Source organism: Streptomyces cahuitamycinicus (assembly GCF_002891435.1).
GTDB lineage: Bacteria > Actinomycetota > Actinomycetes > Streptomycetales > Streptomycetaceae > Streptomyces > Streptomyces cahuitamycinicus.
In genome coordinates this window covers 1-17,784 of sequence record NZ_POUC01000148.1, presented here as the reverse complement: position 1 = coordinate 17,784, position 17,784 = coordinate 1, and the positions used below count along the sequence as shown (strand labels likewise).

Sequence of the window (17,784 nt, the reverse complement as noted above, 5' to 3'; positions counted from 1 at the left end):
CCCCCGGGGATGCTGACCCTGGCGGCCCTCCTCGTCGTCGCGTCCCTGGTCGCGGGCTATCTGCTCCTGACCGGCTCGGACACCGCCACCCCGACCGCCTCCTCCGGGGCCCGCGAGAAGCCCGCCGCGAAGCCGGACCCGGAACCCGAGTGGGACGGCAGGACGAAGATCCTCGGTGACGGCTCCACCTCCTACACCGGCCCTCCAAAAGGCCAGTTGAAGCCGGTGCCCCTCAAACCGGGCGAGAAGCCGCCCCAGTTCGTCGTCTTCTCCTGGGACGGCGCGCTGCAGGGCGACGACGGGCTCTTCGCGCACTACCGGGAGCTGGCCGAGGAGTACGACGCCCACATGACCTTCTTCCTCACGGGCATCTACCTCCTGCCCAAGAGCAAGAAGGACCTCTACTCCCCGCCCCAGCACTCCAAGGGCTCGGCGGCGATCAGCTTCGCCACCGACGAGCACATCCGCACCACGCTGGAGCAGCTCGGCAAGGCCTGGCAGGGCGGGAGCGAGATCGGCACCCACTTCAACGGCCACTTCTGCGGCAAGGAGGGCGGCGGCGACTGGAGCGTGGCGGAGTGGAAGAGCGAGATCGACCAGTTCTACGACTTCGCCGAGAAGTGGAAGACCAACACGGGCTTCCGGGACGCCGACCCGCTGCCGTTCGACTTCCGGAAGGAGGTCACCGGCGGCCGGGCGCCCTGCCTCGAGGGCCAGGAGAACCTGCTGAAGGCCGCCAAGGACTACAAGTGGCGCTACGACGCCAGCTCCGCGGGCGACTTCCAGATATGGCCCCGCAAGAAGAACGGCATATGGGATTTCCCGCTGCAGATGCTCCCTTACGAGGGCGGCAAGTACCAGGGCCTGTCGATGGACTTCAACTTCCTCTACAACCAGTCCGAGGGTGAGACCGAGGGCGACCCGGCGAACTACCCCCAGTGGGAAGAGCAGACCGTCGCCTCCTACATGTCCGGCTTCAACCGCGTGTACTACGGCAGCCGCGCCCCGCTGTTCATCGGGAACCACTTCGAGGACTGGAACGGCGGCATCTACATGCGGGCCGTCGACCGGGTCTTCAAGGCCATGTGCACGAAGAAGGACGTCAAGTGCGTGTCCTTCAGGGAGCTGGCCGACTGGCTCGACGTGCAGAAGCCCGGAACCCTGCAGCGGCTCCGGGGCCTGGACCCGGCGCAGTCACCCGACTGGTCGACGGTCGTGCACTGACCAGGTTCGGAAGTAACAGATGCAACACCCTTCACAGGAGCCACACATTCCGTGCAAAAATCTCCTACCCCGGTAACCCTTTGGCCGGGGCAAGAGGGGAAACACCAGTGAAATCAAGGAAATTGAGCGGGACGCGGCGCCGCCTCACGATAGTCGGCGCCGCGGCGACCTCGGTCGTCGCCGGAGTCGCCCTGCTGCCCAACTGGAGCGCGGGCGCGGCGGTCAGCGACGATCCGACGGTGGACGCGCGCACCAGGGCCACCTTCCAGCGGCTGGCGGACGCCGTCTTCACCGACCGCACCAACGCCCTGGTAGACGGCGGGCAGGCCGACGCGGACAAGCCGCTGACCGACGGCTTCTCCGGCGACGTCGCGCTGTCCTCCGGCACGGCCCGCGCCGAGGACGCCACCCGGTCCGCGCTGGCGCAGCGCAAGAAGAAGCTGGCCAAGGCCGGCGAGACGTACCGCGGCGCCGCCACCACCGTCACCCTGAACGCCACGCGGGTCACGGGCCGTACGGCCAAGGCGGAGGTCACCGAGACCACGACCCTCACCTACGCCCGCACCCGGGGCGACGCGCCGAAGACCACCGGATTCCAGGCCCGGCACGAGCTGACCTTCAAGGCCGACCGGCGCGGCGACTGGCGGCTGACGGGCATCCGCGACACCGACCAGGGCGGTCTCGCGGTGAACACCCTCTCCAAGCCGGCCCCCGTCAAGGCGGCCACCACCGCCGACACCATGCCGAACGCCCCGCGCGCGGCGACCACCCGCAACCCGGCCGCCGCCCCGAAGACCGGCACGACGTACGACTACAAGGCCATGGCGGCCTACGCCGAGAAGCACTGGAACGCCTACAACAAGGACTACCCGGACTTCAGCGGCCGCGGCGCCGGCGGCGACTGCACCAACTTCGTCAGCCAGTCCCTGAAGGCGGGCGGCTGGAAGCACGTCCCCGGCTACGTGTACGACTACACCAGGTGGTTCGGCAACGCCGACATCCAGTCGCACTCGTTCATCGGCGTCAACGAGTGGTCCTGGTTCGCCCAGAACTCCAAGCGGACCAAGCCGCTCGCCAACGTCTTCCAGCTCGAGGTCGGCGACGTCCTCCAAGTGGACTTCGACAAGGACGGGTCCAAGGACCACACGATGATCGTCACGACCAAGAGCGGTGGGGTGCCGTACGTGACCTACCACTCCAACAACACCCTCCGCAGGTCGGTGGCGAGCCTCGTCGCGTCGTACCCGAACGCGTACTACTACGCCTACCGCACCTGAGACCGGACGGGGGCCGGGCTCAGTGTCCGGCCCCCCGCTCCTCGCGGATCCCGGAGACGACGTGGGCCACGGCCCGGCGGACCGCTTCCGTCTCCATGAGGAAGTGCCAGTAGTCCGGGTGGCGGCCTTCGAGACCGGCGATGGCGCGGTCCAGGCGCGCCACGGCGTCGTCCAGGGGGCGGGCGTGGCGCGGGTCGGGGGTGTTGCGGCCGGCCATGGCGAGGCGCTGGGCGTCGCGGATGGCGAAACGGGTGCGGTCGATCTCCTGCTGGGGATCCTTCTGCACGGCGTTCAGGCGGTGCAGGCGGTCCCCGGCGGCCGACACGGCCTCGTCGGTGTTGTTCAGCAGGGCCCGCACGGTCGACAGCAGGGCCGTCGCGTCGGCCCAGCGCTGTTCGCCGCGGGCGGTGCGGGCCTCGGCCAGTCTGGTCTCGGCCTGGCGGACGTTCTCGGCGGCGGCGTCGGGGACGTGCTGAAGGTCCTGCCAGCAGGCCGCGGTGAAGCGGCGCCGGAGCTCGCTCAGGGTCGGCTCCACCTGCTCGGAGCGGGTGGTGAGGGCCTGGGCGCGGGTGCGCAGGGAGACGAGCCGGTGGTCGATCTCGGCGGCGCGGTCCGGAAGCCGCTCGGCCTCCACACGGACCGCCTCGGCCTCGCGCGTGACCCGCTCGGCCCGCTCCAGTGTCTGCGGCACGCCGTGCTGCCCGGCACCCTGGTTCAGCTTGGTCAGCTCCGGGGAGAGCGCGGCCAGCCGGGCGGCGAGGTCGTCCGCCCGAAGACCCGAGGCGCGTACGGCGTCCAGCGCGTTGGAGGCGGCGAGCAGGGCCTGGCGGGCCCGTTCGACCGCGGGGGCGAGGCGGGCCAGCTGGGTCTCGGCCTTGCCGAGGAGGGGGCCGAGGCCGTCGGTGAACCGGTCGAGCTCCTGCTTGACCCGGCCGAGCTCCTCCTTGGCGGCGGTCAGCTCGCCGCGGGCCCGGGACGCGGCGGAGGCCTCCAGGTCGTCGCGGTCGAGATCGTGGGCGTCGACGGCGTTGATGTACCGGTGGCTGGCCTCGTCGATCCGCCGGCCCAGGGCGTCGAAATCGGCTACGGCCCGCCGGGCGGCGGGGGAGTCGTCGACGGCGGTGATCGTCTCGATCGAGATGCGCAGGTCGCGCTGGGCCGTGTCGAGCTCGTAGAAGGCCGCCGCGGCGGCGTCCTTCGCGGCCTGGGCCTCGGCCCGCTGGTTCTCGGCCCGGCCGCCGAACCAGCGCCGGGTGCCCCCGCCCGCGAAGGCGGCGGGCAGGGCCAGCGCGGCCAGCAGCGGCAGCCCGACCAGGGCGAGCGTGTCGTGGAGCGGCCCGGGGGCGCGGGGGGTGCGGCGGCCCGGGCGATGTGCGCGCGGCACCGACGGCGAGTCCGGCTGTCCTGGTGTCGCCGTCACATCCCTCTCCCGTGCTGTGGTCCACCCTGCCCGGTGTCATTCTCCCACCGGTAGAGGACGAACACACGGGCCGTTCAGTTCAGTGTTCGCACCGTCACGCTGCCGTCACCGGTGTGGGCGGACACGCGGTGGGAGCTGCTCTCGTCGCGGGGCACGGACACGTCGACGCCGCCGTCACCGGTCTCGGTGGTCACGCGGTACGTGGCCCGGGGCAGTGCGATGGTCACGGAGCCGTCGCTGCTGCGGGACTCGACACGATCCGGCACGGCACCGAGTTCGAGGCGGACCGAACCGTCGCCGGTCCGGGTGCGGACGTCGCGGGAGGAGACGTTCGCGCGGATGGACCCGTCGCCGGTGCGCACCTCCACGGGACCGGTGGTGTCGGTGACGCGGACGGATCCGTCGCCGGTGCGGATGTTCAGGGGGTCCCGGAAGCCCCAGGCATGGACCGCGCCGTCGCCGTCCTGGACCTTCACGGTGATGCCGCGGGGGACCTCGATGCGGTGCTTGGCCGAGCAGTCGACGACGATGCCGGAGCACTTCAGCCGCAGCACCAGGCGGTCGTCGCTCATGGCCCAGGTGGTCTTCGGCTCCTTGCCGACGACGACCGAGCCCTGGAACCACCGGGTGACCTCGATCTTGCCCGCCGGTTCGTCGTCCGAGCTGACGATCTCCAGGGCCGAGTCGTCGGAGTCGACCGTGAGAGTGCGGCCCTGGAGGCCGAAGGACCGGTGGTCGGGGTCCGTGTCGTCCCCCGCGGACGCCCCGCAGGCACTGAGACCGGCGACGAGCACGACGACGGCACCGGCGAGGGCGGCGGCGCGGGCGGTGGCGGTGCGACTGGTCATGACGATCTCCCCCTGGACGGACGACGGGCGCTCCGGTGCGCTCTACGACCGTATGGATCCGGGGCCCGCCGGGGGATCCGGGCCACTCCCGGATCGAAGGTGGGGTTAGCCCCAGGTGCGGGGCCCGGACGCTCCCGGGATACGGGTTTGCGGGACCGTGCCCCGGGCCATGTAGGCTGTCGATTCGTCCTGGGCTCATGCCCGGGAGCCGGGTGCGTAGCTCAGGGGTAGAGCGCCTGCCTTACAAGCAGGATGTCGGCGGTTCGAAACCGTCCGCGCCCACAGCGCCGAGTAGCAGGTGAGAGGCCTCCCAGGAGTTCCTGGGGGGCCTTTCCTGTGATCGGGAGGACCGGCCCGTGGGCGGCGCTGTGGGCGCGGACGCGTCGCGGCGGGCCACCGCTGCTCACTGACGGCCCACCCGCTCCGCCCCGGTCGGCACCACGCCCGACGGCTCCGGCTACCAGCGGATCGTCTGCCCCTGCGCGGTGACGGTGACGGTGAACTCTTCCAGCGTCGGTGCGCCGGCCGCGCACCAGCTGCCGAACTGCTCCTCCACGGCGTCCCACAGGAGCTCCGGGCCACCCTGCCGGACGAGCCGGCGTCCGTCCTCCGAGTACACCGCGGCCCACGAGCCGGTGGCGACGTCGACCAGGACGTCCTCGGTCCGCCCCTCGCGCCGCATCGTCAGCCGCTGGGCATCCGGCACGGCGAGCTGCACCACGAACCGGGAGGCCCAGTTCTCCAGCACGTCGGTGTCGATGGTGGTCTCGCGTTCCTTGCCGTCGTCGAGGTCGGGGAGCAGGCCGAGCGGCGGAGGCGTGTGCGGGCGGGCGAGCATGAAGGACACGGCGCCGCCCAGCAGCGGCCCGGACGCGGTGCCGTCCTCATGGACCGTCAGGCGCGCGAGTTCCGACGAGCCGAGCCATCCGCAGAGGGTCGCCAGAATCAGGCCGCCCGGCCGGGTCTGCTCGATCCACGACTGAGGCACTGTCCGTACGCCACAGGTGGCGATGACCCTGTCGTAGGGAGCGCCCGCGCCGTGGCCGCGGAGACCGTCGCCGGTGACGAGCGTCGGATACGTGCCGAGGTGGCCGAGGGCAGCCCGGGCCCGCGAGGCTACCCACGGGTCGCACTCGATCGATGTGACGTTCTCGGCGCCGAGGCGGGCGCAGAGGACGGCGGTCGAGTAGCCGGTGCCGGTGCCGATCTCCAGCACCTTGTGGCCGTCCTCGACCTGGAGGTCCTCCAGCATGCGCAGCACGAGGGAGGGCAGGGTGCTGGAGCTGGTGGGCTCGCGCGTGATCGTGCCGCGGATGTCTTCCGGGACGATCGTGCCCGCGATCTGGGTCACCAGGCTCACGTCTGCGTAGCAGCCTTCGAACCAGTACGAGTCGCCTTCCCGCACCGGCTCCCACGCCGAGTGGAACTGCGGCCCGGCCACGCGCCGGAAGTACCCGTCGCGCAGGAACTCGTGCCGGGGAACGGCCGCGGCGGCGCGCCTCCACGGCTCGGTGCGCAGGCTGCCGCCGATCACCATCCTGCCGATGAGCTGCTGGTGCAGCTGTGCCTGGTCGGTCACGGTGTCCTCTCCAAGAGGTCTGCGAGGGCTGCGCACATGGGCAGGCCGGTCTCGTCCTCCAGCCAGTGCCACTGGCCGGAGGGGTTGCACTCCAGGAACCACCATCGGCCGTCCTCGCCGACGGCGAAGTCGAACGCCCCGAAGACCAGCCTGAAGTGGTTCATGTAGCGGTGGAGCGCCGGCCGGATGCCGGGCGGCGCTTGGACGGGGGTGTAGGTCAGTCGGCTGTAGTCGGTGCGCCAGTCGAGGAGGCCGGAGTCGATGCGGACGCAGAACACTTCGTCGCCGATGACGGTCACGCGGACGTCGGCGACCTTGGGGACGCGCTGCTGGAAGAGGTGTGCGGTGCCGCTCACTTGGTCGTCGATGTCCGCCTCGGTCACCTCGGCGACCTTGACCACGGACGAGACGCCGTCGACGCGGTACACAGGGTTGTACAGCGGCTTGTAGATGACCGAGCCGTGCGCCTTGATGAAGGCCCGGGCCGCGCCGGAGCTGGAGGTGATGAGCGTGGGCGGTACCAGGAACCCGGCCTCCGCTGCCGTGGCCAGCCCGGCCGGTTTGAACTCCGCGTCCCCGATGCGGTGCGGGTGGTTCACGTACCGGCAGCCGGGCAGCGAAGCCAGGACTCCGCCGAGCCCGTAACGGGCCTGGGTGATGGCGAACCGGGCGTCCTGCTCGTCGAGGTGCGGGAACGCGAAGCCGGACGGACGCCGGTAGTACAGGGCGCGCACGTTCGTCAGGTCCGCAGTGCGGGAGGGCGTGAGGAGACGACCCCGGAGGCCGTGCTCGCACGGTCGATCGCCGTCCTGCGCGAGCAGGGCGTCCTGGTCCTCGACGGCCCGGACGGGTACGAGTCGCACCCTCCGAAGCAGGGCAACCCGCAGGCGTACCCCTGGGACAACGCGCTCGCCGGCGTTCGGCGACAGGTCCATGCCTGCTGACCCTGGACGACGCGACGAAACCACCCCTCCCGCCTGAAGGCGAGAGGGGCAACGTGCTCAAGGACATTGGCCTGATGGGACCCAGCCGGTCGCACATCCGGCGGTGAGTCGTACGCGCGTCCGCCCCGGGGTGATGCCGGCTCCGGGCTCTTCTCTACGATGGGCACGTGAACAGCCCCGCCCAGCGTGCTCTGCGAACCGTCGTGCGGCGGTGGCATGTGCTGTGCGTGCTGGGGCTGTTGGCTGGGTTGCTGGGGATGCACGGGCTGGCGCCCGGGGGTGGTCTGTCTCCGCGGGCGCATGTGATGCAGGGGCACCAGGCCCAAACGGCCCCGGCCTCCGCGTCATCGACGCACGGCATGCCCTATCTGCACTGCGGCGGCGGGCATGTCCGGCATGCCGACGCGACCTGCGCGTCCGGTGCCGTGGGCGGGGGTCCGGTGCTGCCTCCGCTGGTTCCCGACCCGGTCCCCGTGGCCGTGGGGGAGAGCGCCGTACGGGCGTACGCGGTCGCGGATACGGATGGTGCCCGGGCCCCGCCTTCCCTGGCCGAACTCCAGCTTCTGCGGATCTAGACACCTCACATCACGCCGACCGGCACCGACCGGTGACGGCGTGGTGCTCCGTCGTGTCCCACATCCTCAGTTCCTTGCAGAAGCAGGAGTTCACGCATGAGCAACAGCGTTCGTAGTCTGGCGCGCCGGGCTGCCCTGGCGGTGGCGGCGGGTGCCGCGGCGGTCGTCCTCGCCGCCTGTGGCGGTGACGGTGCCGAACCGGCAGCCGGCCACGGCGACGCCGGGAGCCACGGCCCCACCGGAACCCCGTCGGTCACCGGAACCCCGTCGGTCACCGGAACCCCGTCGGCCACCGGTGCCCACAACCCCCAGGACGTCACCTTCGCGCAGGGCATGATCCCGCATCACCGGCAGGCGCTGGAGATGGCGCGGCTGGCCGGTGACCGGGCCTCCTCCGGGGCGGTCAAGGACCTCGCCGGGCGGATCGAGAAGGCGCAGGACCCGGAGATCCGGACCATGACCGGCTGGCTGAAGACCTGGGGCGAGGACGTGCCCCGGGCGGCGGGCAGCGGCATGGACCACTCCGCGGCGGGCCATTCCGGTATGCCCGGGATGATGGGCGACGAGGACATGGCCGCGCTGGCGAAGCTGACGGGCAGGGCCTTCGACCGCCAGTTCCTGACGCTGATGGTCGAGCACCACGAGGGGGCCGTCGAGATGGCCCGGACCGAGCAGAGCAAGGGCGGCTACGGCCCCGCCAAGGCCATGGCGGGCCGCATCGTCACCGCCCAGCAGGCCGAGATCCGTGAGATGAACGGGATGCTGGACGACAAGAGCTGATCCCGTCGGGCGTCACGGGGTTCCGCCGGTCTCCTCCGGCGGAACCCCGTGCGCGTGCTTCAGCTCCGAGCGGGCCGCCACCCGCTCGGGGCCGACGAGCTCCGACCAGTAGCGGTGGGTGCTGACGAACACCGCGAGTTCGTGCTCCCGCTGCCGGAGTTTCTCGACTTCGGCCTGTTCGTCGGCGCTCCAGCCGGGCGAGGCCGGGCGTTCCACCTTGCGCCAGCCGTTGTCGTCGCTGAAGCCGTCCAGCGGCTCCACCGACCAGGGAAGCCGCTTCAGCAGGGCCGACAGCTCGGCCCGGACCTGATGGAGTTCCTCCTGACCGGCCAGGAGGTCGCTCGGAAAGTCATAGGTCGTAGCCACGACACAATGATACGCCTGTTCGAATTGGCCGGGCGAGTTCCTTCCTGCGGTTCATGCGAACGGGTGTGCCGGCAGTGACGGCGCCGTGTCAGCGTCGGGCCGTGCTCCCGGGCCGGTCCGCCGCCTCGCGCACCTCGCGCACCACCCGGGCCGCGACCGGGGCCGGAACCCCGTGGCGCTCGGCCGCGCGGAGCAACGCGCCGCCGATGGCGTCCAGTTCGAGGGGCCGGCCGGCTTCGGCGTCGCGCTGCATCGACGACTTCATCGCCGCCGGGAAGGCGTCGTAGCGGGCCAGGGCCTGGGCGGGGTCCGCCGGGCCGCCGCACGCATGGCTGATCGCGGCGGTCTCCGCCACCAGGGCGGTCAGCTCGTCGCGGTGGCGGGTGCGGATGTCACCGAGAGGAAGGGCGTAGCGCGTGGTCAGCAGGGCGAACGGCGCCAGGAACGACATCTTCGCCCACAGGGCCGCCGTCTCGTCCTCGAGGACCCGCGTGGCCGGGCCGGCCGTGGCGAAGGCCTCGGCGAGGGCGTCGAGGCGCGGCCGGGGCACGTCCGTGCCGGTCAGGTCGATCTCCGCGAAGGGGCTGCCGTGTTCGATGACGCCCGGGGCGACCCGGGTGGACTCGACCCGGATCACGGCGGGGGCCACGCGGTCGGGCCGGTAGCGGGCGCGCAGGGCCGCCGGGTGCTCGACACCGTTCAGGAACGGCACGAGCAGGCCGTCGGCCGGCATGGGGACGGGAATCCGCGCCGACGCGGCTTCCAGGGCGGTGGCCTTGACGGTGACCAGGCACGCGTCGACCGGCTCCCGCAGCTCGGTGTCCGCCTCGACACGGGCCGTGAAATCGCCGAAGAGGGCGCTGCGGACCTGGATGCCGCCGGTGCGTAGGGTCTCGGCGGTCCGCTCGCCGGACAGGCAGATCACGCGGTGGCCGGAGCGGGAGAGCAGGGCGGCGAGCAGACCGCCCACGCCGCCGGGGCCCAGAACGGCCACGGTGAGTTCGTTCGCCACGAGGAGTTCCTCTCGTCGGTCGGCCCCGGGATGGTGGCCGCCTCGGAGTGATCATGTCAGGCGCCGCTGTCGCCGGAGGGCCGGACGGGTGAGACTGGGGGCATGTGCCGGAGTATCAAGACGCTGCGTCCGCCCGCGATGCCCGAAGAGGCCACCGAGGCCGACGTGCGCGCTGCCGCCTTGCAGTACGTGCGGAAGGTTTCGGGATTCCGCGCCCCCGCCGCTCACAACCAGGAGGTGTTCGACCGCGCCGTGGAGGCCGTCGCGCAGGCCACGGCCGAGTTGCTGGACGGTCTGGAGGTCCGCGGGGCCGCTGCCCGGAAGGCGAGCCCCGCCTGACCCGGCGAAGCGCCCCGGGCCTCAGACCGCCAGCTCCGGCTGCGGTTCGGGGTGTGGCACCGGTGCGGCCTCCGCTTCCCACAGCCTGGTGGTCCGCAGATAGCCGTAGACCACCGAGGCCATCGCCAGCAGGAGGAGGGGGCCGGACACCCACGGGTGGGCGGCCATCTCCAGCGGCACGAAGCGGTAGGACGCCAGCAGCACCGCGAAGACGGCCGTCCCGTAGCCGATGAGCCGGACTCCCGCCCGGTCCCAGCCTCGGTCGTACGTGCGCAGCGCCGCCTCGACCGTGTACGCGAACACCACGCCGGCGACGAGGTCCACGCCGTAGTGCCAGCCGAATCCCAGCGTCGCGGCGAGCGTGGCGATCAGCCAGAACGTGCCGGCGGTGCGCAGGGCGCGCGGTCCCTTGCGGGAGTGGATGAAGATCGTCGTGGCCCAGGCGGTGTGCAGGCTGGGCATGCAGTTGCGCGGGGTGATCTCGTCGAACGGCAGCTCGTAGGGGGTGACGATCGGCGGGAGGGTGTTCGGCCACAGGTCGGCCGCCGCCCAGTGCCCGCCCTCGGGGCCGTAGGCGAAGATCGGCCCGACCACGGGGTAGATCATGTAGATGGCCGGTCCGAGCAGGCCGATCAGCAGGAAGGTGCGCACCAGGTGGTGGCGCGGGAAGCGCTGCTCGGCCGCCACGTTGCGCAGTTGGTACAGCGCCACACAGACGGCGGCCACCGCGAGCTGGGCGTAGACGTAGTCGAGGGCGTGCTCGCCGACCGGGCCGCTCGCCCTGAGGAGCCGGCCCGCCGGCCACGACGGGTTGCCCAACGCGTGATCGGCCATGGCGACGTACGGGTCGAGTGTGACCGGGCGGGTCTGCGACGTGATCAGCAGCCACGTGTCACCGGTCTTGCGGCCGGTCACCAGCAGCAGGCCGAGCCCGACGCCCTTCAGCATCAGGACGCGTTCCGGGCCGGTGCGGCGGATGAGGGCGAAGACCCCGACGCCCAGGATCACCCACAGCGCGCCGTTGCCGAACGGGTGCCCTTCGGTGGGGTAGGTGCCGGTCGCCCACCGCACCAGCAGGAAGACGAGGTCGATGCCGACCGCGGTGCCGAGGGCGATGAGCCGTTGCCGCCAGGTGAGCACCACCATCATCAGCGCCATGCTGGCGTACAGCAGGAACCCGGACTTCGGGGCGTGGATCACCTCGCGGGCCTGGGTGGTGATCGGCCCCGGTATGCCGAGGTGGTGCGCGGTGATCTGGAGTGCGACGAGGAACCCGAGAGTGATCACTCCGGCGGCGGCCCACAGCATCGCCCGGGGCCGTCGCCTCGCGGCGAGGGTGATCCGTCGTATTCGGGAGGCTTTCCGCGACGCCGTGGTGGTCAATGTCTCAGCCGCTTCCAGGTCTTGGTGGTCGTGGTGGTGAGTCGGAGCCGGTCTAGGACGCCCGCGGCTCGCGCCGCATCAGGTACGCCGCCCCCGCCCCGGCACCGAACAGCGCCCCCACCGACACCGCCGTGGCCACCCAGCTCGCGCCCAGCAGGTGGGCGCCGAAGTAGCCGAGGGCGACGCTGTACGCGGCCCAGGTGAGACCGGCCAGCGCCGACCAGGGCAGGAAGTCGCGGGCGCGGCGGTGGGCGGCGCCCGCGCCGAGGGAGACCAACGAGCGGCCGGCGGGAGCGAACCGGGCGAGGACGACGAGGGCGCCGCCGCCGCGCGCGAGGGCCGCGCCGAGGCGTTCCTGGGCGGTGGTCAGCCGCCGGGAACGTGACATCGCCCGGTCCAGCCGGGCGCCACCGCGCCAGGCGAGGCGGTAGGCCAGCAGGTCGCCCAGGACGGAGGCGGTGGCCGCGCAGAGGGTCAGGGCGAGGACGTCGGGCACGTCGGCCGCCGTGCCCGCTGCCGCCGCCGTGGCCGCCGTGATCACCAGGACGCCGCTGGGCAGCACCGGCAGGAACACGTCGAGCAGGACGGACAAGGCCACCACTGCGTAGATCCATGGGCTGCCGATCAGCAACCCCATGTGCTCCGGCACCGCGACTCCCCGTGACTCCCCCGTGGGCCAGACCGTGCCGCGATGGCGCGGGCGGAAACGGCAGGAGTGGCCATGACAGCCATAGAGCGTACGCCTGTGGTGTGACGGGCGGTTCACGGGGGGCTCATACGTTCGGTGCGGAGTGTTCACCTCGTCGTGCCTCGCCCCGGATTGTCAGCATATTTCCGAATGCCGTCTCCATCGCCTCGATGCCGGGCCGGACATACGCGGCGGCGCCTCCCTGGTGAGGAAGGCGCCGCTGGGTGGACGGAGGGACGGGCGGCTCAGGCCGCCACCGGGGTCTGGCCCGCGGAGCGCTGCTCCTGCGTCGAAGTGCGCTTGGTCAGCAGGCGGTCCAGGCCGAACGCGCCGGAGCCCGTGAAGATCAGCAGGAACATGGCCCAGCAGTACATGGCCGCGCCCTCGCCGTTGTTCTGGATCGGCCACAGGTCCTGGGGCTGGTGGACCTTGAAGTACGCGTACGCCATCGCGCCGGAGGAGATGAACGCCGCGATGCGGGTGCCGAGGCCAAGCAGCACCAGGGTGCCCCCGACGAGTTCGATGACGGCCGCGTACCAGTTCGGCCAGGCGCCGGTTGCCGCGGTGCCGCCCTTGCCGTCCACGCCTCCGAGGACGCCGAAGAGTGCGACGGCGCCGTGGCAGGCGAAGAGCAGGCCGATGACGATCCGGAACAGTCCGAGTGCGTACGGTTGTGCGCCGTTGAGGCGAGCGGTCATGTGGGGGGTCTCTCCTTCGGTTGGCCGGCCTGGGGAGAAGGCCGGTCGGGGACGGATACCGCGGAGTAGCCCACGTTAAGTGCGCCTAATTGATGCTTGCAAGTTCAACATTTGGCCACTGCTCTGCCTCTCCCTGAGGCTCGGTTTCGGGCCCAGCCGCACGTAGAACGGTTCTCGCCACCGCATCGGCGTCCGAAAGAGTGACCGAATCCACCCCTGGGCGAGCACCGGCGGCGGTCACCCAGTGCACGCCTTCTGTCGGCACCCCGAACGCGAACAGCGTTGTGTGTGCAACTCCTTGACGATCCATCACGCGATAAGGGCGTGATGTGACGTCCAACCCGCCTGTCTCATAACCGTCGACGGTGTGCGGCCGGCACCGCCCGCTGCGCAGCAGACCGGCCAGAAGGGCGTCGGCGGTGTGCCGCAGATCCGGTTCCGGCAGGCGCGCCTCTATGAGCGTTCTCACGCGGACGGCCGATCCCGGCACGTCGGGGGAGTGAACGGCCCAGGCCCCCTCCGCCTCCGTCACCCGCAGCCGTGGCCCCAGTATCTCCACCACACCCGCCTCCATGAGGGCCACGAGTTCCTCGATGCGGCGCCTCGGCGGGCCGATGGACAGAAACGCGTTGAGAGGGGTGTACCAGCGGTCCAGGTGGTCCCGGCGGGAGGCGCCGGCGAGGCCGCCGTGGTCCACGATCAGCCGGAGCTCGTTGCGCAGGTCACGCAGCACATCAAGGGCAGCCTTCAGCGGGCCGTGCACATTGCCCAGGGCGGCCTGGGCGGCGTCCTCGCGCAGATACGACAGGAGCCAGGCGCGCCATCGGCCGGGGTGTGCGAAGTCCCGCCCGGCGTACGGGCGGGAGATCCGCTCCCAGCACCAGCGGTCGCCCTGCGGCACCCCGAACTCCTCCAGCAGCGACGCCTCCTGGGGGCCACCGTGCGGAACGGCGAGGAAGCGGTCGGTGAACTCCCGCTCCCGCCCGGTGAACTCCCGCTCTGGCCCGGCGAGCTCCCGCTCTGGCCCGGTGGGTTTCTGCTCCCGCCCGGCGAGCTCTCGCTCCCGCCCGGCGCAGGCCGCGCCCCGCCGGATCAGCGCGCCGTAGTAGACCGTCTCCACCTCCTTCGCCACCAGCGGCCAGATCTCCGTGAGGAAGTCGGGTGCCTCTCCGGAGTCCGCGCGCTTGCGGAATCCGGCGATCACCTCCGGGGTGAGGGCGAGCGGGACGTGCCGGCCGTACGGCCCCTTCGCGTTGTCGCCGCGCGCCTGGTACGGGACGCCGCGCCGGGAACCGGCGAAGAGCCGCGGCTCACGGCCGGAGGGGAGATAGCGCAGACCCCCGGCGCCCTGTACGAAACGGCCGCCCCGGCCGGTCGTCAGCAGGGCGGTGTGATCGAAGAAGTTGAGGCCGAGACCGCGCAGCAGAACGGGCTCACCCGGAGGTACGGAGGACAGGTCGGCGTCGGCCGGGTTGCCGGGCGGAACGTGGCGCAGGCCGTGCCGCGCGGCGTGGGCCACGTGCCGCAGCAGGTCCGGTCCGGCGGTCATCGGAAGGTGCCCCTGGGCCAGCACCACCGCGGACAGGCCGGTCAGGGTGCGGCCGTCATCGAGGGTCAGGGCCTGGCGGCCCCCGGGTGTGTCGTCGAGCCGTACCGCGCGCGCCCGGTGCGTCTCGACCCGTACGGCCGACGGCGCCTGCCGTACGACCTCGGCGAACACCCACTCCAGATAGCGGCCGTAGTCGGCCCGGGTCGGGTACTCGTCCGGGCCCAGTCTGCCGTTCGCCCACGTGTGCAGGCTCGGACCCGGGCGGATCGGGCCCGAGCAGTCCACGCTGTCGTCGGTGAACAGGGTCACCTGGCAGGCCACGGTGTTCATCAGCAGCTCGGGCGGCTGGGCCGTGCGCCAGACGCGGCCGGGGCCGGGCGGGTCCGGGTCGATCACGTGGACGGTCAGCCGGGCACCGGGCGGCAGGAGTTCGGGGGCGGAGGCGCACAGGCGTTCCAGGACGCTGGTGCCGCGCGGCCCGGCGCCGACCAGGGCGACGGAGACCCGCGCGCGTCCCGGAGCCGGTCCAGGACCCCCGGCCGGTATGGCTTCCCAGGTTTCCCCGGTTTCCCCGGTTCCTCTGGGTTCCCTTGGCTCCCTGGCTTCCCTGGGCTCCCTGATTTCCTCGGTTTCCTCGGGCGACGCGGACAAGGGTGAACTCCCGGGCGTGGGGGGCGCGTGTCGGCGGTCCGCCGGGCAGGAAGCGGACGGTCCGCTTCATCATGCCGTCGCCGGGAGCGGTAACCGGGACTCGTGGGGAAGGATCGACGGTCGTTGTGGGATGCCTCACTGCCATCACGGGGCATCGCGGGACACGGCGGCAACAAGCAGGCGCAACAGGGAGCTACGGGGCGAGCTCGGAGTCCAGGATCGTCGTCAGGCGGGGGCCCGTGCCCTGGCGGGTCTTGGCATGCTCCAGTCGCAGCCGGGCCGAACGGCCGCGCAGGGTCAGGGTCATGAGCTGGTTGCCGAACCAGGGACCGCCCGTCTTGCGCCAGCTGACCGGCGGCTTCGGGAGACGGCCGTGCCGGGCGAGACCGCGGCCGAGGCGCCGCGCCGTCGCGCTCCAGCCGATGCGGAACGCCAGCCGCATCGACAGCGGCACGGAGTTGTGCACGGGTGAGCAGACCAGCTGCACCACCCGGGCGTCCGGGTTTCGCCCGGCCCACGAGGGCTCGGCGATGTAGGCGTGGTGCACATCCCCGGAGAGCACGCACACCGTCGCAGGAGCGTGGTCCCCCGAGCCCGCCTCGGCGATCAGCTCCGCCAGCCCCGCGAAGGACTCGGGGAACGCCGACCAGTGCTCCAGGTCGGCGGCGCGCCGCACCTTCTCCCCGAACCGCGCCCACCGGGCACCCCGTTCACCGCCGCACAGCGCCGCGTTCCATCCCTCGGCGTCGTGCACGAGATGCGGCAGCAGCCAGGGCAGCGAGGTGCCGATCAGCAGGTGGTCGTACGCCTCGGGCGTGTCCCGCACCTGCTCGCGCAGCCAGGCCTCCTCGCCCGGGTCGAGCATCGCGCGTTCCTCCTCGGCGAGGACCCGGGCGGCCCGGCTGTCCACCATCACCAGGCGTACGCGCCCGAAGTCGCGCCGGTAGCTCCAGCGGGCCGTGGTCGCGTCGGCGTCGGCCCGGGCGGCGAAGGCGCGCAGCGCATCGGTGCCGTCGGGGGTCTCGCGGACCGCCTCGTACACCGGGTCGGCCGCCAGCTCCTCCAGGGAGAGGTTTCCGAGGTGCTGGTGGACCCAGTACGACATCAGGCCGCTCAGCAGCCGCTCCCGCCACCAGCCGGTGGAGCGCATGTCGGCGAGCCAGGCGGCGGAGGTGTTCCAGTCGTCGATGACGTCGTGATCGTCGAAGATCATGAAGCTGGGCACGGTGGACAGCAGCCAGCGGATGCGCGGGTCGAGCCACGACTCGTAGTAGAGGTGGGTGTATTCCTCGTAGTCCGCCACCCCGGTGCCCGGCTCCTCCTTCAGGTCGCGGCGGCCCGCCAGCCAGCGCTGCGTGGCGTCGGAGGTCTCGTCGGCGTACACCTGGTCGCCGAGCAGCAGCAGGACATGCGGCCGTTCACCCTCGGGGTCGGCCGCGAGGCGGGTGGCGAGGGCGTCCAGGGCGTCCGGGCCCACGGGGTCGTCGCCGCCCGCCGGGGGAGAGGCCCAGCGGCAGGAACCGAAGGCGACATCGAGGCGGCCCTCCGGACCCGGCGCGTGGATCGCCGAGGGCGGAAAGGGAGATCCGGGCAGCGGCCACACCCGGGCGCCGTCGAGCAGCACTTCGTACGACGTGCTCGTACCGGCCGTGAGGCCGGTCACCGGGACCAGCGCGTAGTGGTGGCCCGCGATCTGGAAGCTGTGGGCCGTGCCGCCGGCGCCGTCGGCGCAGCGCACCTCGGCGGTGCACGGGCGGCTCGTCTCGACCCACACGGTCGCGGACGAGCCGTCCGTGTATCTCAGCAGCGGTCCGAGGCGCAGTGCGCTCATGTCGTTCCCCTCTCCGTCGCCCCGTACGGTACGGAACGACGGAGGTCAGCGGGGAGGTCCCGACACCGATCAGCGTGTCAGCAGCTCGCGAGGTGGTTCTGCAGCGCGGACTTCTCGGCCGAGTCGACGGAGAGGTCGTAGTAGTACTTCACCTGGACCCAGGCGCGGACGTAGGTGCAGCGGTACGCCGTCCGGGAGGGCATCCAGGTGGCCGGGTCCTGGTCGCCCTTGGCCTGGTTGACGTTGTCGGTGACCGCGATGAGCTGCGGGCGGGTGAGGTCGTTGGCGAACGACTGGCGGCGGGACGTCGTCCAGGAGTCGGCGCCGGAGTCCCAGGCCTCGGCCAGCGGCACGAGGTGGTCGATGTCGACGTCGGAGGCGGCGGACCAGGTGGCGCCGTCGTAGACGGAGTACCAGCTGCCGCTGGTGGCGGCGCAGGAGGAGTTCTGCTGGACGTCGGATCCGTCGCGCTTGAGGACGACCTCGCGGGTGTTGCAGGAGCCGGACTGGGTGATCCAGTGCGGGAAGAGGTCGCGGTCGTAGCCGGTGCGGTCCTCGGTCGCCACGGTGAGCGAGGCGAGGTAGGAGCGGGCGGTGGCGCCGCTCACGGGGGTGGGGAG

The 17,784-nt window shown here is 71.9% G+C and carries 17 protein-coding genes, 1 tRNA gene and 1 pseudogene; 7 read left to right on the top strand and 12 right to left on the bottom strand.

Annotation, left to right across the window (positions count from 1 at the left end; translation table 11 throughout):
• Together C1J00_RS20690 and C1J00_RS20685 are read left to right on the top strand one after the other, a co-directional pair.
• A partial coding sequence (locus C1J00_RS20690) for a polysaccharide deacetylase family protein (protein WP_245936425.1) occupies positions 1–1,224 on the top strand: 1,224 nt, incomplete at its 5' end.
• A 122-nt stretch (positions 1,225–1,346) separates the two neighbouring features.
• Positions 1,347–2,501 carry an amidase domain-containing protein gene (locus tag C1J00_RS20685; protein ID WP_245936424.1) on the top strand — a complete coding sequence of 385 codons (1,155 nt, stop codon included), beginning with the start codon at positions 1,347–1,349 and terminating at the stop codon, positions 2,499–2,501.
• Positions 2,502–2,520: 19 nt separating this feature from the next.
• Here C1J00_RS20685 and C1J00_RS20680 read toward each other — a convergent pair whose 3' ends face one another.
• Both C1J00_RS20680 and C1J00_RS20675 read right to left on the bottom strand, forming a co-directional pair.
• On the bottom strand, positions 2,521–3,921 hold the full coding sequence (locus C1J00_RS20680; protein WP_102910551.1) for a coiled-coil domain-containing protein: 1,401 nt from the start codon (positions 3,919–3,921) through the stop codon (positions 2,521–2,523).
• Between the two features lie 74 nt (positions 3,922–3,995).
• Positions 3,996–4,769 (bottom strand): DUF4097 family beta strand repeat-containing protein, encoded by a 774-nt coding sequence (locus C1J00_RS20675; protein ID WP_102910550.1) that lies wholly within the window; start codon positions 4,767–4,769, stop codon positions 3,996–3,998.
• A gap of 210 nt (positions 4,770–4,979) precedes the next feature.
• Here C1J00_RS20675 and C1J00_RS20670 point away from each other — a divergent pair.
• Positions 4,980–5,051 (top strand) — tRNA-Val (locus tag C1J00_RS20670).
• Between the two features lie 175 nt (positions 5,052–5,226).
• On the opposite strand, the gene tgmC is transcribed toward C1J00_RS20670, so the two are convergent.
• Positions 5,227–6,348: an ATP-grasp peptide maturase system methyltransferase gene (gene tgmC, locus C1J00_RS20665; protein ID WP_245936423.1), complete on the bottom strand. Its 1,122-nt coding sequence runs from the start codon at positions 6,346–6,348 to the stop codon at positions 5,227–5,229.
• Positions 6,345–7,133: pseudogene (tgmB, locus tag C1J00_RS20660) on the bottom strand (ATP-grasp ribosomal peptide maturase); the annotation flags it as partial. The pseudogene tgmB and the gene tgmC, both read right to left, overlap by 4 nt.
• Between tgmB and C1J00_RS46890 the strand changes: the two are divergent.
• The 3 genes from C1J00_RS46890 (at position 7,134) to C1J00_RS20650 (ending at position 8,647) form a co-directional block, all read left to right on the top strand.
• Complete coding sequence (locus C1J00_RS46890) at positions 7,134–7,292, top strand: hypothetical protein (protein WP_245936426.1); 159 nt, start codon at positions 7,134–7,136, stop codon at positions 7,290–7,292.
• A 167-nt stretch (positions 7,293–7,459) separates the two neighbouring features.
• On the top strand, positions 7,460–7,867 hold the full coding sequence (locus C1J00_RS20655) for a DUF6153 family protein (protein WP_245936422.1): 408 nt from the start codon (positions 7,460–7,462) through the stop codon (positions 7,865–7,867).
• Positions 7,868–7,963: 96 nt separating this feature from the next.
• Positions 7,964–8,647, top strand: a complete 684-nt coding sequence (locus C1J00_RS20650; RefSeq protein WP_102910547.1) for a DUF305 domain-containing protein — start codon at positions 7,964–7,966, stop codon at positions 8,645–8,647.
• A 12-nt stretch (positions 8,648–8,659) separates the two neighbouring features.
• Here the strand turns inward: C1J00_RS20650 and C1J00_RS20645 are convergent, their stop codons facing one another.
• Positions 8,660–9,013, bottom strand: a complete 354-nt coding sequence (locus C1J00_RS20645) for a DUF8825 domain-containing protein (protein WP_102910546.1) — start codon at positions 9,011–9,013, stop codon at positions 8,660–8,662.
• Between the two features lie 88 nt (positions 9,014–9,101).
• Complete coding sequence (locus tag C1J00_RS20640; protein ID WP_102910545.1) at positions 9,102–10,025, bottom strand: ketopantoate reductase family protein; 924 nt, start codon at positions 10,023–10,025, stop codon at positions 9,102–9,104.
• Positions 10,026–10,127: 102 nt separating this feature from the next.
• On the opposite strand from C1J00_RS20640, the gene C1J00_RS20635 reads away from it, so the two are divergent.
• Entirely contained in the window at positions 10,128–10,364 is a 237-nt protein-coding gene (locus C1J00_RS20635; RefSeq protein WP_102910544.1) for a DUF2277 domain-containing protein, read from the top strand.
• Positions 10,365–10,385: 21 nt separating this feature from the next.
• Here C1J00_RS20635 and C1J00_RS20630 read toward each other — a convergent pair whose 3' ends face one another.
• From C1J00_RS20630 to C1J00_RS20605, 6 genes are all read right to left on the bottom strand, one after another.
• A complete protein-coding gene (locus tag C1J00_RS20630; RefSeq protein WP_102910543.1) occupies positions 10,386–11,672 on the bottom strand; it encodes a phosphatase PAP2 family protein in 1,287 nt (428 codons plus the stop codon).
• Between the two features lie 127 nt (positions 11,673–11,799).
• Positions 11,800–12,384, bottom strand: a complete 585-nt coding sequence (locus C1J00_RS20625) for a DedA family protein (RefSeq protein WP_102910554.1) — start codon at positions 12,382–12,384, stop codon at positions 11,800–11,802.
• Positions 12,385–12,680: 296 nt separating this feature from the next.
• Positions 12,681–13,133: a DoxX family protein gene (locus C1J00_RS20620; protein WP_102910542.1), complete on the bottom strand. Its 453-nt coding sequence runs from the start codon at positions 13,131–13,133 to the stop codon at positions 12,681–12,683.
• Positions 13,134–13,218: 85 nt separating this feature from the next.
• A complete protein-coding gene (locus tag C1J00_RS20615) occupies positions 13,219–15,228 on the bottom strand; it encodes an FAD/NAD(P)-binding protein (protein WP_102910553.1) in 2,010 nt (669 codons plus the stop codon).
• 298 nt (positions 15,229–15,526) lie between these two features.
• Positions 15,527–17,164 carry an alkaline phosphatase D family protein gene (locus C1J00_RS20610; RefSeq protein WP_102910541.1) on the bottom strand — a complete coding sequence of 546 codons (1,638 nt, stop codon included), beginning with the start codon at positions 17,162–17,164 and terminating at the stop codon, positions 15,527–15,529.
• A 77-nt stretch (positions 17,165–17,241) separates the two neighbouring features.
• Positions 17,242–17,784 (bottom strand): HNH endonuclease family protein (locus C1J00_RS20605; protein WP_102910540.1); only part of this gene is annotated, 543 nt, incomplete at its 5' end.